Genomic DNA, 15,835 nt, shown 5'->3' on the forward strand with positions numbered 1-15,835 from the left:
TGGTTAAGGAGCTCACACCAATGGAGACCAAATCTAGTTTGCCACAAGGATTGGTAATGGAGATTGAACGTTTCGTACGGGAAATTAGCGTTGTTATCAAACGAAAAGGACGCGAAATCCTCAATGAATTCCCGATTACCCCACCACAGTTTACTGCCTTGCTATGGTTGAATGAACAGGGGGATATGACCATCGGGGAACTATCGCAAAAGATGTTTCTCGCTTGTAGTACCATGACAGACTTAGTAGATCGGATGGAGAAAAATGGTGTGGTTGAACGGGTTCGTGATGAAAAGGACCGACGAGTAGTACGCATCCATTTATTGGACAAAGGTACATCCATCATTATGGAAGTAATGGAAGCACGGCAGAATTATTTGTCTGAAATGCTGTCCCATTTACCCGAGGATGAAGTAAAGGAGATGGCAAAACATTTGGGCACTCTCCACCGTGAGATGCATCAATAAACTCCCTCAGCATTATGGGGAGTCGTTTTTTTTAGACAAGTCAGATGAAGACCGTCCTGCTTCTTCTCTCCATATAATGATCTGTAGAAATAATCGACGATAACGAAATGCGCTATGCATGAACTGGAGGCAACAGAAGACCGATGGATCAGCATTTACCACAGAGTGCGATTGGCATATTAGATTCAGGAGTCGGTGGGTTGACGGTAGCACGAGAAGTCTTCCGTCAATTGCCTAAGGAAAGGGTCCTTTATTTTGGAGATACTCTTCGGTGCCCTTATGGTCCTCGAACTCCTCAAGAAGTCAGGCAATTTACTCTCGAAATCGTCCATTTTTTATCTCGTCTTCCATTAAAGGCGCTTGTAATCGCTTGTAATACGGCTACCGCCGCTGCGCTACAAGAGGCACGTGAACAATTCTCCATTCCTGTATTGGGTGTGATCGAGCCCGGTGCTCGAGCAGCGATAAAAGTATCTCGTCGGGGACGGATCGGTGTGATTGGAACTCAAGGAACCATTCATAGTGCAGCGTATGAGCAGGCATTGAAGCGAATAGACTCTGAACTATTTGTTTTCAGCCACGCATGTCCGACATTGGTTCCCCTTGTAGAGAGTGGGAATGGACACAGTGAGGAGGCCCGACGTATTGTACACAATGCCCTTGCTCCATTAAAAGCCCATCGACTCGATTCACTTATTTTAGGATGCACCCATTATCCACTTATTACAGAGGCGATTGGAGAGGTGGTGGGGGAGGAGACTACCTTGATTAGCTCTGCAGAAGAGACGGCAAGGGAGTTATCTACGGTGCTTCATCATAAAGGGTTATTAGCTGACGGCCGTCGTTTTCCTACTGGAGATCATCACTTTTTTATTAGTGGTCAACCTGCTTCCTTTCGACGAATCGCTGAAACATGGTTGGGTCGTCCCCTTGAGGTGGAACAGGTATCCCTGCAATCAATTATTAATCAGAGTAGGACGGTAGGTTGAAAAAAGGGAGAATGAAGGGTGACCCTTCATTCTCCCTTTTTGGGTTTGCAACCTAAAGCTAATTCCCTCTCACGATGGATTTTTTCTATCTTTCTTTAATCTAGAAGAAACAAGTGGGGATATTTTCGCCCGGGGCTCGTATATATGTATCAGAAACCTTGTCCCGGGAGGGGATCGTATGCGGAAGAAGTGGCTAACAGGGGCGATAACCCTTATCGTATTTCCTTTGCTAATCACAGGTTGTATGTTTGGCCCAGATCAAGAAGGGTCTGCTCCAATAGACCCACCCCCTAAAAAATCGGATCTTCCTGAAAAAAGCAAGCCAGATCCATCAGGGATGACAAATCAAAAGAAATCGACTACTCAAGCTGCGAAAAAAAATGAATTGGAACTTTACTTCATGACGGATTCAGGCTATATCGCTCCCTATGCTCTCAATGTCCCCAAAGTAGAAGGAATTGCCAAGGAAGCAGTAAAGTATATGGTGAAAGACGGTCCTGGGGAAGCAACGCTACCGAAAGGGTTTAGCGGCATCCTGCCCAAAAATACACAGGTAAAAGGGTTAAGCATTCGAGATGGTATAGCTACAGTCAACTTCTCTAAAGAGTTCCTCTCTTATGATAAAGGGATGGAGGAGGATATCTTAGCGGCCCTCACCTGGACATTAACTGGATTTGACTCTGTAAAAAAGGTGAACATTAAAGTGGATGGGAAGGCATTAAAAGAGATGCCGAAAGGAAAAAGTGTAGCACAAAACCTGTCTCGAGCAAGTGGGATCAATGTAGAACTCGCTCAGGGAATCGATGCGGCTCATAGCATGCCAGTAACCCTTTACTTTTTAGGGCAGACACCAAATAATGAGATTTACTACGTACCTGTGACGAGAATGATCAATCGGAGGAGTAATGTCGCAGAGGCCACCTTGAAAGAGCTCGTCAAAGGGCCACAGACAGGATCAGACCTGGTGACAGCCCTTGGAGAAACAACGAAGGTGAACGGGGTCAAGGTGCAAGGAGATACAGCCATTGCTGACTTTGGCAAGCAACTCCTTCAGTATAGTGACAAACATGAAGCATCTAAAGATGCCCTAAAGACGATTATTCTCTCTCTCACAGAGAATAGTGCTGTAAAGAAAGTGAAAATCACCGTGGATGGAAAATCGGATGCATTATCTGGTGATGATAGCTATGAGAAGCCTGTTAATCGACCTGAAAAAGTAAATCCAGGTGGATTCTGATCGATGATTGGAATGAGATTGGTGTTAACTGGCAAGATAGAAGAGGCGGGATAGGAACCGCCTCTTTTTTCTTAATCGCTTTTCTGTGTTCGTTTAGAGGTGCTGTGGTATAATGATGAAACCTGAATTGGTTGGAGGGAATTGGATTGAGAGTAGACGGACGGATGCAAAATGAACTGAGAAAAGTCGAGATGATTCCCGATTATATAAAGCACGCGGAAGGTTCCGTCTACATATCGGTCGGGGATACGAAGGTGCTCTGTACGGCTTCCGTCGAAGAGCGGGTTCCCCCGTTTTTACGTGGTTCAGGGAAAGGATGGATCACAGCGGAATATTCGATGTTACCCCGTGCCACACAATCACGGACCATCCGCGAATCGAGCAAAGGGAAATTGGGCGGGCGTACGATGGAAATCCAGCGTCTGATCGGACGCGCCCTACGCTCGGTGATTCAACTGGATAAATTGGGCGAGCGTACACTATGGATGGATTGCGATGTTATCCAAGCCGATGGTGGAACACGAACAACCTCCATCACGGGTGCATATGTAGCGATGATTTTTGCTCTGCATCGTTTGGTTAAGGCGGGCTCCTTACCACGGATACCTGTGACGGATTTTCTCGCCGCTACAAGTGTGGGAATAGTCAATGGAGTTCCAAGTCTTGACCTTTGTTATGCAGAGGATTCCCAAGCCCATGTGGATATGAACGTGGTGATGACAGGTGCCGGTAAATATGTTGAAATACAAGGTACTGGTGAGGAATCCCCCTTTAGCCCAGATGAGCTGAATCAATTGCTTGTACTAGCTAAAGAAGGCACCGATCAACTAGTGCAATTGCAAAAAGGTGTATTAAAGGATGCGGCTTATGGAATCGGGGGAAATAAAGATGCAGGGTACCAAAAAGAAATGGGTGTGGAACGAGCTAGTATTCGCAACGGGAAACGCCCATAAAGTAGAAGAGTTAGACGCGATTTTTCGGCAAGCTCTGGGCATTCGGGTGATCGGATTAAATGGGTTGTCAGACTTACCAGAGATTGTCGAGGATCAGGATACCTTTGAAGGGAATGCCATCAAGAAGGCGGAGACCATCGCTCGGTTGCATAATCGCCCAGTTGCTGCTGATGATTCAGGGCTAGCGGTAGAGGCTCTAGAAGGGGCACCCGGTGTCTACTCTGCACGGTATGCTGGAGAAAATGCGACAGATAGGGAGAATAATCGCAAACTGCTTAGGGAGATGGAAAAGGTGGGGGCAAAAGAAAGAGAGTGTGCCTTTGTCTGCGCCCTTGCACTAGCGATACCTGGTGAACCGACTCAGACCGTACGTGGAGAGGTAACAGGAGAAATTACTCTTGAGCCGCGTGGTAACTATGGATTTGGCTATGATCCAATGGTTTATCTTCCCGAACTCGATCGGACGGTTGCAGAACTCCTTCCAGAAGAGAAGAACCAGATTAGTCACCGAGCAACTGCCGCCAAAAAGTTGATCCCATTATTATTGAAAGCTTATTCGTTTCCAACGTCGATTTGAGGAAGGAGGGGAATGTGATGCGGATTCTAATCATTAGTGATTCACATGGTGAAGGAGACTTGTTGCATGAAATATGTGCCCGTGTCGATGCGGATCATGTTATTCATTGTGGCGACTTTACTACCGATCGTTCTGAACTGCCCACTGTTCCCCTCACTGTTGTCCAAGGGAATTGTGATTGGGAAGAGGTACCGGTGGATGCCTTATGGAATGCAGAAGAGATTCGTTTCTATGTGACCCATGGTCACCGGCATCAGGTGAACTCCTCCCTTTTACCTATTCGCTATCGAGCAGAGGAAGTGGGTGCCCAAGTGGCGTGCTTTGGGCATTCACATTTTCCTGTCTGTGAGCAGGATGGTGAAGTTTTATTGCTCAACCCCGGGAGTATTACATCTCCACGAGGATATCGAATCCCTACATATGCTGTACTAGAGCCTTTGGGGGATGGTTGGGTGGAAGTTTCCTTTTATGATCCATTGGGTCGATCCGTAACGGATCGCGGAGGAAGGTATTGCTTGACGGGTGGCGAATCCGTGTTATAATTATTCTGCATTGTGCAAGCTCATGATAAGTCCCAGTAGCTCAGCTGGATAGAGCAACGGCCTTCTAAGCCGTTGGCCGGGGGTTCGAATCCCTCCTGGGACGCCAAGGATAACTAACAACTGTCGTAAAGGGTGCCATCCTTTTCCTGTAGTCGACCAAAAACCCCAACGGGGTTTTTTGCTGTTTTTCGCACGCTTGCAACCACTAGCTTCTGTGTTATAATGAAGTGGTTGTAAAAGGGCCGGAAATTATAGGTTAACGTTCATTTATACTTTGAATAGTGTTTGTAGGAGGGAATCGTTGATGAAGGTAAGCTGGGAAAAAACTGAAACGAACCGTGGGGTACTTACGGTTGAAGTAGATGAAAAACAACTAGCTGGTGCTTTGGATCGCGCCTTTAAAAAAGTTGCTAAAGATGTAAACTTGCCAGGGTTCCGTAAAGGTAAAATTCCACGTCCGATTTTTGAAAAGCGCTTTGGAGTAGAAAGCCTTTATCAAGATGCACTGGATATCCTGTTGCCTGAAGTTTATCCACAAGCAATCGAGGAAGCAGCGATTGAGCCAGTAGACCAACCTGAGATTGATATCGATCAATTGGAAAAAGGGAAACCCTTCACCTTTAAAGCAACCGTTACAGTGAAGCCAGAAGTGAAGCTCGGTGAATACAAAGGCCTTGAAATCGAGGAGAAAGACTTTTCCGTCAGCCAGGAAGATGTAGAGGCTGATTTAAAGCAAATGCAAGAGCGTCAAGGTCAGTTGATCGCGATTGAAGAGGGTGCCATTGAAGAAGGTGACCGTGCAATTCTTGACTTTGAAGGTTTCGTAGATGGTGAAGCATTTGAAGGTGGAAAAGGCGAGCAATTCACTTTGGAAATCGGTTCTGGACAATTTATCCCTGGTTTTGAAGAGCAACTCATTGGTATGGCTCCAGGAGAAGAAAAAGATATTACCGTTACTTTCCCTGAAGAGTACCAGGAAGAAAACCTCAAGGGAAAAGAAGCTGTGTTCAAAGTGAAAATTCATGAAATAAAGCGGACAGAGCTTCCTGAACTAGATGATGAATTTGCACAGGATGTAAGTGAATTCGATACACTCGCGGAACTGAAAAGCGATGTTGAGAATAAGTTGGAAGAACAAAAGAAAAATGAAGAAGAGAGTTATAAGCGGAATCAGCTGGTTGAAAAAGCAGCGGAAAACGCTGAGGTGGAAATCCCGGATGTAATGATCGAGCGTGAGATTGATCATATGGTAAGCCACTTCGAACAGCAACTTTCTATGCAGGGAGTCAACTTGGAGCAGTACAGCCAGTTCACTGGTCAAACAAAAGAAGATATCCGTGCGCAGTTCAAGGAAGACGCTGGGAAGAAAACTCGTAATGACTTAGTATTGGAAGCAATCGCTAACACTGAAAAAGTGGAAGTTAGCACAGAAGATATTGAAGAAGAACTGAAAAAATTGGCAGAGCAAATGAACCGCGAATTGGATGAAATCAAGCGATTGGTTGATCTTCAAGGCGGACGTGCTCAAATTGAAGGCGATTTGAAGATCCGAAAAACAGTGGATCTACTTGTATCCAATAGTAAAAATGCGGCATAATGAGAATAGGACGGAAAACAGGGCACGTGAAAAAACGTGCCTTGTTTTTAAACAATCACTCGGAAGGGAGGCGAAACTTTGAATCTAGTCCCAATGGTCGTCGAGCAGACGCATCGTGGAGAGAGATCCTATGATTTATTCTCTCGTTTGCTCAAGGACCGCATCATCTTTATTGGAAGTGCGATTGATGATCAAGTTGCGAACGTCGTTACAGCACAGCTATTGTTTTTAGCAGCAGAAGATCAAAACAAAGATATATCTTTGTACATAAACTCACCAGGTGGTTCAATTACATCTGGGATGGCGATTTTTGATACCATGCAATACATAAAACCAGACGTTTCCACGATTTGTGTTGGGATGGCTGCGAGTATGGGTGCATTCCTACTGGCGGCCGGAGCAAAAGGGAAGCGTTATGCTTTACCCAACAGTGAGGTGATGATTCACCAACCATTGGGTGGTGTACGAGGCCAGGCTGCGGACATACAAATTCACGCAGAATGGATACTTCGTACCCGTAAGAAGATTTATCAGATCCTGGCAAAACGTACAGGACAAACACAAAAGAAGATCGAGCGCGATTCTGATCGCGATCATTTCATGGGTGCTCAGGAAGCCAAAGAGTATGGTTTGGTGGACGAAGTGATCACCTGATAAACCTTTGAGAGGGGTGAATCGCATGTTTAAGTTCAACGAGGAAAAAGGACAGTTGAAATGCTCGTTTTGCGGGAAGTCCCAGGATCAGGTGAGGAAACTGGTAGCTGGACCTGGGGTATATATTTGTGATGAGTGTATCGATCTCTGTAATGAAATCGTTGAGGAAGAACTAGGTGGAGAAGAGGATATCGATCTTCAGAACCTTCCTAAGCCTCAAGAAATCAACGAGACTCTTGATTCCTACGTCATTGGACAGGAACAGGCGAAGAAATCATTGGCTGTAGCGGTATATAACCACTACAAACGGATTAATTCTTCCCAGAAGATGGACGATGTTGAATTGCAAAAATCGAATATCGTCATGGTTGGACCGACAGGGAGTGGGAAAACCCTTCTAGCGCAAACGATGGCGAAGATTTTGAACGTGCCCTTTGCCATTGCTGACGCGACGAGCCTTACTGAGGCGGGTTATGTAGGAGAAGATGTGGAGAACATTCTCCTCAAATTGATTCAAGCAGCAGACTATGATGTAGAGAAGGCAGAACGTGGCATTATCTATATCGATGAGATTGATAAAGTAGCCCGTAAGTCGGAAAATCCATCGATTACACGGGATGTATCCGGTGAAGGGGTGCAGCAAGCGCTCTTGAAAATCCTTGAGGGAACCGTTGCCTCCGTTCCACCTCAAGGTGGGCGCAAGCACCCCCATCAGGAATTCATTCAAATCGATACGAGTAATGTTCTCTTTATCTGCGGAGGTGCTTTTGATGGGCTAGAGCCGATTATCAAACGCCGTCTAGGTAAAAAAGTAATCGGATTTGGTTCAGACAGTAGCAGAACCGATTTGAACCCTGGAGAGTATCTGAAAATGGTATTGCCTGAGGATCTCTTGCGTTTTGGGTTGATCCCAGAATTCGTCGGTCGGCTCCCGGTGATCTCTACATTGGAGCCGCTGGATCGGGAAGCGTTGGTACGGATCCTCACAGAACCAAAGAACGCGCTGGCGAAGCAGTATCAGAAGCTCTTAGAGATGGATAATGTGGAGCTAACCTTTGAAACGGATTCCCTCGAAGCTATCGCAGATGAAGCGATCAAACGGAATACCGGTGCTCGTGGATTGAGGGCGATTATCGAATCCATCATGCTGGATGTAATGTTCGATCTACCCTCCCGAGAAGATGTGACTGAATGCATTGTTACGAAAGAAACAGTGAAGGAGAAAGTAGCTCCTCGTCTCACCACACACGATGGCCGATCTGTTGATAAAAAAGAAGAGAGTGCTTGATCAGATAATAGTCTACAGATAAACGAACCGCATCCTTATCGGATGTGGTTCGTTTCATTTTTTGTATAAGGAAAATGGATGTGTTATAGAACTGTAGGGAGTTATTACTCGCATGACCAGTGATTTGTGGTAGAATACAGGGGGTAAAAGGTTCAAATGAATGTGATATCCAACCAAGAATCAAACACTGCAGAACTGGAGTTGTGTTTTCATGATGCACGTGGAAGTGGTTAGCCCGAAGGATTATTATTCGTTTATTGAAGGTCAGCAGCTAGGAAATTTTATGCAATACCCTTCCTGGGGTCAGGTAAAAACAGAATGGCAACATGATCTTTTAGGATGGTTTGATCAGGATCAGAGTATGGTGGGCTGTGGCCTGGTTCTATATCGTAAACTCCCTGGTTTAAACAAATATTTAGCGTACATTCCGCGTGGCCCTGTGATCGATTGGGGCTCAAAGCGGTTAAGTGATTGGTTTGAACCACTTTTTGAGTTTCTGCGTCGTAAAAATGTGTTTTCCATTAAAATGGAGCCGCCTTTGGTACGTGCTAAGTGGAATACCCCGAAGATTAAAAACTACCTGAGTGAAATACGAAATTTTGGCCTGAAGGGGAAGCGTTTGAAAGATTTGGGTCCTGATTATGTAGATGGTAAGACAGAATTTGTTCAGCAGGAATTGACCGCGATGGGTTGGAAGAAGGGCGAGAGTGAAGGTGGATTCTCGGCGATTCAACCTGAATATGTTTTTCGGCTTCCCCTAGAAAACCGTTCCCTTGATGAAATTTTTGCGGATTTGCATACCAACTGGCGTCGTAATGTCCGCAAATCTGAAAAGCAAGGAGTTGTTGTCACTGAGGGTGGCGAGGAAGATTTGCGAGAGTTTTATGATCTTCTTAAAGTAACCGCTACTCGGGACAAGTTTGGCATTCGTTCTTATAGTTATTTTGAGACGATGTATCGTACCATGAAAAAGGAAGATCCGAACCGTGTTCGTCTATACTTAGCCAAATATGAAGATCGTCTGTTAGCTTCTACGATCGCTATACAAACGAATGGTCATGTTTGGTATCTTTATGGAGCAAGCGATAATGAGATGCGTGAGAAGATGCCAAACCATGCGATTCAATGGAAGATGATTCAAGATGCCCATGCAATGGGAGCGCATACTTACGATTTCCGAGGAATTAGTGATACCCTGGATGAAGAGGACCATCTATATGGACTACTGCGTTTTAAGCTTGGATTTGGCGGTGAAGCCTGTCAGTTGATCGGTGAATGGGATTATCCGCTTCAACCGCTTCTGCATTGGGCTTTTGAAATGTATATGAAGAAGCGATGAGGTGGTAACAGATGAGTCTCACTCTTTATTTGGACGAGCGAAGTTGGTTGCGTCATTTTGACGAAATGGAAGAACGATATCCAGGATACCTTCCTGTGATTAAAGGGAATGGGTATGGCTTTGGTAATGACATGTTGACCCAAACAGCTCTACGGATAAATAAGACCACTATCTGCACAGGAACAGTAGAAGAGGCTCGTGCATTGGAGAAATTGGATGCTGTATCAGAGATGATGGTGTTAACTCCTGTTCTCACTCCGCTGACGGATGCGGATCGAGTAGAGGGTAGGATATATACCGTCGGTAGCTTTGCTCATTTAGATTATCTGGCAAGCTCCTTTGAAGCTCTTCAACAAGAAATAGCTACTTCGACCGACGGTCATCATGTACCTACTCCGCTTTCCATCGTGATTAAATGCCAATCACCGATGAAGCGATATGGCTTTACCATGGCCCAACTAGATGAACTTCGCCGAACTCTAAACAAATGGAATGAGTCGGCGAAGATCCAAATCAAAATCGTTGGGTTATCTGTCCATTTTCCTCAACTAGGGATGACTGATGAACAAAAAGAGCGCTGGATAGCAGAGTGGATGAAAGCGATTCAAGGGTGGGATTCGGTACCCAAGCAATTTTATATTAGCCACGTTGACTCACCCCTGTATCAAAAATTAACCAGTCAGTATCCCGATTATCGCTTTGTTATGCGACTGGGTACAGATTTATGGTTAGCAGATAAATCCTTTATCTCAACGAAAAGTACAGTACTCGATGTTAAACCTGTACAAAAAGGTGAGGGGTACGGATATAAACAAGAAAAAGCGCGCAGGAATGGTACGCTTGTATTTTTAGCGGGTGGGACCGCAAATGGGGTTGGGTTGGAAGCACCTACGATTGCACAAAGCTGGCGGGATCGGTTCAAGTTAACTGCTTTTTGGCTCTTATCCTTGGCCAATCGTCACTTAAGCCCTTTTACATTTCAGGGCCGACGGACGTGGTTTGCTGAACCCCCCCATATGCAGACAAGTGTGCTCTTTTTTCCAAGTGGGGAAAATTACCCTGAGGTAGGGGATGAATTAGCTGTTAAGGTTCGGATGACAACGGCTCATTTTGATCGCTGTGTTGTGCAAGAGACAGTGGATGGGGCAGAACAAGTCTCCCCTGCTGTGGAAGGAACGAATGAGGGAGTCCGAGCGTTGAATTAAGATAATGGATAAAAAACCCGTCAGTAAGGGATCTGGCGGGTTTTTTGTGACTACTGATTATCCCTTTCAGACGAAGGTCATACTAAGGCCGAGAAGAGGCCAGTGAGTTTTTGGATCTGATGAAGGGGAGGAGTTCTTTTTATGAATTGGAATGTGTTAATCATGTTATTACAGGTATTTTTCTCGGTTGTGATCGGCCTTTATTTTTGGAACTTGTTACGGAATCAACAGACAAGCCGTACAGCAGTGGATCGCGAGTCAAAGAAGGAAATGGATAAACTTCGTAAGATGAGAAGTATCTCTTTGACGGAGCCACTATCTGAAAAGACACGTCCATCTTCCTTTGAAGAGATCGTGGGTCAGACAGAAGGGCTTCGGGCATTGAAAGCCGCTCTATGTGGCCCTAATCCGCAACATGTATTAATTTATGGGCCGCCTGGGGTGGGAAAAACAGCGGCGGCGAGGGTTGTCCTAGAAGAGGCGAAGAAGAATGTTAGTTCACCCTTTAAACGACAGTCCCGTTTTGTAGAAATTGATGCAACAACAGCTAGGTTTGACGAACGTGGAATTGCGGACCCGTTGATCGGTTCTGTTCATGATCCCATTTATCAAGGAGCAGGGGCGATGGGGATGGCAGGTATTCCCCAGCCCAAACCAGGAGCAGTTTCTAAGGCTCATGGAGGTCTTCTTTTTATCGATGAGATCGGTGAGCTTCATCCGATCCAAATGAATAAGCTTTTGAAAGTGCTCGAGGATCGCAAGGTTATTTTTGAATCGGCTTATTATAGTGCCGAGGATAATAATACCCCGACTCATATCCACGATATCTTTCAAAATGGGATGCCTGCTGACTTTCGGATGGTGGGGGCTACTACCCGTACACCGGAGGAGATTCCTGCTGCTATTCGTTCTCGGTGTATGGAGATTTTCTTTCGTCCACTACTTTCCGAAGAGATTAGTCAAATTGCTCGGCAAGCAATTGAGCGGATGGATTTTCAATATGAAGAAGAGGCGATTCGTGTAATCCAAAAGTACGCTTCTAATGGCCGGGAAGCGGTGAATATTGTCCAAACTGCAGGAGGACTCGCATTGACAGAGGATCGACAAAGGATTCGCTCAGAGGATGTGGAGTGGGTGGTTCATAGTAGCCAGCTTACTCCTCGCCCAGATAAAAAAGTTCCAGAAAAACCGCAAGCTGGTCTAGTCAATGGACTCGCCGTGTATGGCCCGAACTTAGGGATGCTACTCGAACTAGAGGTGACAGCGCTCCCTGCTGAACCGGGTGTAGATGGCTCGATCCGTATCACGGGAATGGTGGATGAAGAAGAATTGGGCGGGAGAAGTCGTACGCTTCGGCGGAAAAGTATGGCGCGTAGTTCTTTAGAAAACGTCCTGACTGTATTGCAGAAAACCGATATTAACCCTTATGCATGGCATGTTCATGTCAATTTTCCGGGTGGTGTCCCCATGGATGGGCCTTCTGCGGGGGTGACAATGGCAACTGCTGTATACTCAGCAATCAAAGGGATCAAAGTGGACAACAAACTAGCTATGACTGGGGAATTGTCCATTCATGGCCGGGTGATGCCGGTAGGTGGTGTTGTAGCGAAGGTGGCGGCTGCAAAACAAGCAGGGGCTAATCAAGTCCTTATTCCCAAGGATAATATGCAGGCGATATTTCATGAAATGGAGGGTATCACGGTTGTTCCAGTGGCCCATATCGAGGAAGTTCTTCGGTTGGCTTGTCCTACAGAAGAAAAGGTGGAAACAGAAACCGCGTTACCTCCTACGACAGTAATAACAGCTACATCTGCACCCATTGCCTAATCGATTTGTTCCCACCCCCTCGTACCTTTAGTGTGGGTGGGACTGTCATGGACAAAAGGCATTGAATAGGATAAAATCGTACGCAGTCATCAAATGTATATCAAGTGAATCATCCTAAAAAAGCATGGCACGAGTTGTTATCGGAGGTGCATACATGGCTGTTAAAGAGGAGGAGCGCGTAATCCCGTTGCTACCCCTTCGCGGATTGTTGGTTTACCCTAACATGGTTTTGCACCTGGATGTTGGCCGCGAACGTTCCGTCAAAGCATTGGAACAGGCAATGGTGGACAATGACCTTATCCTTCTTGCTTCGCAGCATGAAGTTCAGATCGAAGAGCCTGATCCAGAAGATATTTATCATATGGGTACCGTTGCTCGTGTTCGGCAGATGTTAAAGTTGCCTAATGGCACGATTCGGGTGTTGGTAGAGGGTCTTCACCGGGCAAAGCTAATCGAATTTATAGAGGATGAACCTTTTTATACAGTGCGCGTAAATGAACTTATTCAGGATGAGGTGCAAGATATCAATGTGGAGGCATTGATGCGCTCAGTACTGGATCACTTTGAGCAATACCTGCGACTATCGAAGAAGGTTTCCCCAGAGACGTTATCCTCTGTGTCCGATATTGGGGAACCAGGCCGCTTAGCGGATGTGATCGCCTCTCATCTTCCATTGAAGGTGGAGGATAAGCAAAAAATCCTGGAGACCATCGATATTCATGAACGATTGGAAACGCTTCTTACTATCTTAAATGATGAACGGGAAGTGCTTGAGCTTGAAAAGACCATCTCGCAACGTGTGAAAAAGCAGATGGAAAAGACGCAAAAAGAGTACTACCTCAGGGAGCAGATGAAAGCGATTCAACGTGAACTAGGGGAAAAAGAAGGGCGCATGGGCGAAGTAGAAGAGCTGCGCAATCGTCTGGAAAAATTATCCGCACCAGATGTAGTTAGAGAAAAGATCGAGAAAGAGATCCATAGAATGGAGAAGACCCCTACCTCCTCTGCAGAGGGTGGAGTCATCCGCACATATGTAGAGTGGTTACTCGATCTTCCTTGGCATAAAGAGACCGAGGATGATTTGGATATTAGTAAAGCGGAAAAAATCCTTAATCAAGATCACTATGGCTTGGAAAAAGCAAAGGAGCGGGTGCTCGAGTATCTGGCTGTCCAACAGATGGTCAAGAAACTCAAAGGCCCTATACTCTGTCTTGTAGGACCACCTGGCGTGGGGAAAACCTCCATGGCTCGATCTATTGCGCGAGCGCTTGGACGCAAATTTGTCCGAGTCTCCTTGGGTGGTGTACGGGATGAAGCAGAGATTCGTGGTCATCGCCGCACCTATGTAGGAGCAATGCCCGGACGAATTATCCAAGGGATGAAAACGGCATCCACTGCTAACCCTGTCTTTTTGTTAGATGAGATTGATAAGATGGCAATGGATTTCCGCGGAGACCCATCAGCGGCCCTCCTTGAAGTACTTGATCCAGAACAAAACTCCAACTTTAGTGACCACTATATTGAAACACCCTATGATTTATCCAAAGTGATGTTTATCACTACGGCTAACGCTGTTCATAGTATCCCAAGACCTTTGCTGGACCGGATGGAGATGCTAAATATTGCTGGCTACACGGAGATTGAGAAGGAGAGTATCACCCGTGAGTACCTGATTCCTCGTCAATTGAAAGAGCACGGGTTAACTAAAGAGAAGCTCCAAATTCACGGTGATGCCATCGTAAAATTGATTCGTCGCTATACAAGAGAAGCCGGAGTGCGTAACCTAGAGCGCACGATTGGTACACTCTGTCGTAAAGCCGTAAAGCAACTAGTTTCCAGTGAAAAGAAAAAAGTGATTGTGACAACGAAAAATCTCCCGCAATTCCTAGGGGCAGAAAAGTTCCGTTATGGTCGTGCTGAGGAAACGGACCAAGTAGGGGCTGTCACTGGGCTTGCTTGGACAGCAGCAGGTGGAGATACCTTGACCATAGAGGTTACCATCTTACCTGGCAAAGGGAAGTTGACCTTAACTGGGAAGCTAGGGGATGTGATGAAAGAATCCGCGCAAGCGGCTTTCAGCTACATTCGTTCCCGAGCCAAGGAGCTTGATATTGATCCTGAGTTCCATGAGAAACAAGATATCCATATCCATGTGCCAGAAGGGGCCATACCAAAAGATGGCCCCTCAGCGGGGATCGCGATGGCGACCTCCCTTGTCTCGGCTCTGACTGGTAGAGCGGTTTCCCGGGAAGTAGGGATGACTGGTGAGGTTACATTACGTGGACGGGTATTGCCAATTGGTGGGTTGAAGGAGAAATCTTTGGCTGCTCATCGCGCAGGTCTCACACACATCCTCATCCCTTATGAGAATGAGAAAGACCTCGAGGAGATTCCTGAAAGTGTACGTAAGGAGTTAAAGGTTACCCCGGTACGACATATGGATCAGGTGTTGGAGTTAGCCCTAGTCCCTGAAGCGGAGAGAGATACCTAATGAAAGTCACTCAGTCTGAAATCGTCATTAGTGCTGTACAACCCCGCCAATACCCTGCGGACGCCCTGCCAGAAATCGCTCTGGCTGGGCGTTCCAATGTCGGCAAATCTTCGTTGATCAATCGGATGATCCATCGAAAAAACCTGGCGCGCACAAGTTCAAAGCCCGGAAAAACCCAGACGATTAACTTTTATCGCATTAATAATGTGTTGATGTTTGCCGATATGCCGGGATACGGATTTGCTAAAGTATCCAAAGCCATTCGTGCAGAATGGGGTCGTATGGCAGAGACATACTTTACAAAGCGTGAAACTCTCAAGGGAATTATTCAGGTAATCGACTTGAGGCATCCACCTAGTAAAGATGATATAGCGATATATCAATGGTTCAAAGAGCATGGACTTGAGGTTTTGATCGCAGCGACAAAGGCAGATAAAGTAAAGCGCGGTCAATGGCCAAAACATTTGAAGCAAGTAAAAGAAGGATTAGGAATTGTTCCGACGGATCGAATGGTTCTCTTCTCTTCCCAAACAGGGCAAGGGAAAGATGAACTATGGTCAGAGATTGGCCGACTAACCCAGCCGCAAATGAATCAGTTGCAAGAAGATGATACACAAGGCACTGATACAGATACACTAATATGATTATCCATATTCATTCATAGAGAGA

General features: G+C 45.9%; 14 protein-coding genes and 1 tRNA gene. All 15 read left to right on the top strand.

The genetic code is table 11. From position 1 onward, the window contains the following. Nucleotides 1-20 precede the first annotated feature (20 nt). On the top strand, nucleotides 21-467 hold the full coding sequence (locus BLV90_RS02295) for a MarR family winged helix-turn-helix transcriptional regulator (RefSeq protein ID WP_091736222.1): 447 nt from the start codon (nucleotides 21-23) through the stop codon (nucleotides 465-467). Between the two features lie 143 nt (nucleotides 468-610). Then, nucleotides 611-1,456 carry a glutamate racemase gene (gene racE, locus BLV90_RS02300; RefSeq protein WP_091735571.1) on the top strand — a complete coding sequence of 282 codons (846 nt, stop codon included), beginning with the start codon at nucleotides 611-613 and terminating at the stop codon, nucleotides 1,454-1,456. 178 nt (nucleotides 1,457-1,634) lie between these two features. Next, a complete protein-coding gene (locus BLV90_RS02305) occupies nucleotides 1,635-2,693 on the top strand; it encodes a GerMN domain-containing protein (RefSeq protein WP_091735574.1) in 1,059 nt (352 codons plus the stop codon). A gap of 146 nt (nucleotides 2,694-2,839) precedes the next feature. Beyond that, nucleotides 2,840-3,646 (top strand): ribonuclease PH, encoded by an 807-nt coding sequence (gene rph, locus BLV90_RS02310; protein WP_091735577.1) that lies wholly within the window; start codon nucleotides 2,840-2,842, stop codon nucleotides 3,644-3,646. Then, the gene (locus tag BLV90_RS02315) at nucleotides 3,582-4,223 is read left to right on the top strand and encodes an XTP/dITP diphosphatase (protein ID WP_091735580.1); all 642 of its coding nucleotides are present in this window, start codon (nucleotides 3,582-3,584) and stop codon (nucleotides 4,221-4,223) included. The genes rph and BLV90_RS02315 overlap by 65 nt, the downstream gene beginning before the upstream one ends. A gap of 17 nt (nucleotides 4,224-4,240) precedes the next feature. Continuing rightward, nucleotides 4,241-4,765 carry a metallophosphoesterase family protein gene (locus tag BLV90_RS02320; protein WP_091735583.1) on the top strand — a complete coding sequence of 175 codons (525 nt, stop codon included), beginning with the start codon at nucleotides 4,241-4,243 and terminating at the stop codon, nucleotides 4,763-4,765. Nucleotides 4,766-4,794: 29 nt separating this feature from the next. Next, nucleotides 4,795-4,871: transfer RNA gene (locus tag BLV90_RS02325), tRNA-Arg, on the top strand. A 198-nt stretch (nucleotides 4,872-5,069) separates the two neighbouring features. Continuing rightward, complete coding sequence (tig, locus tag BLV90_RS02330; RefSeq protein ID WP_091735587.1) at nucleotides 5,070-6,362, top strand: trigger factor; 1,293 nt, start codon at nucleotides 5,070-5,072, stop codon at nucleotides 6,360-6,362. 78 nt (nucleotides 6,363-6,440) lie between these two features. Beyond that, entirely contained in the window at nucleotides 6,441-7,016 is a 576-nt protein-coding gene (gene clpP / locus BLV90_RS02335; protein ID WP_281241992.1) for an ATP-dependent Clp endopeptidase proteolytic subunit ClpP, read from the top strand. A 25-nt stretch (nucleotides 7,017-7,041) separates the two neighbouring features. Beyond that, nucleotides 7,042-8,304: an ATP-dependent protease ATP-binding subunit ClpX gene (gene clpX, locus BLV90_RS02340; RefSeq protein WP_091735590.1), complete on the top strand. Its 1,263-nt coding sequence runs from the start codon at nucleotides 7,042-7,044 to the stop codon at nucleotides 8,302-8,304. Between the two features lie 211 nt (nucleotides 8,305-8,515). Next, entirely contained in the window at nucleotides 8,516-9,643 is a 1,128-nt protein-coding gene (locus BLV90_RS02345) for a lipid II:glycine glycyltransferase FemX (RefSeq protein WP_245726220.1), read from the top strand. An 11-nt stretch (nucleotides 9,644-9,654) separates the two neighbouring features. Beyond that, the gene (locus BLV90_RS02350; protein ID WP_091735593.1) at nucleotides 9,655-10,848 is read left to right on the top strand and encodes an alanine racemase; all 1,194 of its coding nucleotides are present in this window, start codon (nucleotides 9,655-9,657) and stop codon (nucleotides 10,846-10,848) included. A gap of 141 nt (nucleotides 10,849-10,989) precedes the next feature. Beyond that, on the top strand, nucleotides 10,990-12,675 hold the full coding sequence (gene lonB, locus BLV90_RS02355) for an ATP-dependent protease LonB (protein ID WP_091735596.1): 1,686 nt from the start codon (nucleotides 10,990-10,992) through the stop codon (nucleotides 12,673-12,675). 154 nt (nucleotides 12,676-12,829) lie between these two features. Next, nucleotides 12,830-15,166: an endopeptidase La gene (gene lon / locus BLV90_RS02360; RefSeq protein WP_091735599.1), complete on the top strand. Its 2,337-nt coding sequence runs from the start codon at nucleotides 12,830-12,832 to the stop codon at nucleotides 15,164-15,166. Next, entirely contained in the window at nucleotides 15,166-15,810 is a 645-nt protein-coding gene (yihA, locus tag BLV90_RS02365; protein ID WP_091735603.1) for a ribosome biogenesis GTP-binding protein YihA/YsxC, read from the top strand. The genes lon and yihA overlap by 1 nt, the downstream gene beginning before the upstream one ends. Nucleotides 15,811-15,835: the final 25 nt, after the last annotated feature.

The organism is Marininema mesophilum (assembly GCF_900106775.1).
GTDB lineage: Bacteria > Bacillota > Bacilli > Thermoactinomycetales > DSM-45169 > Marininema > Marininema mesophilum.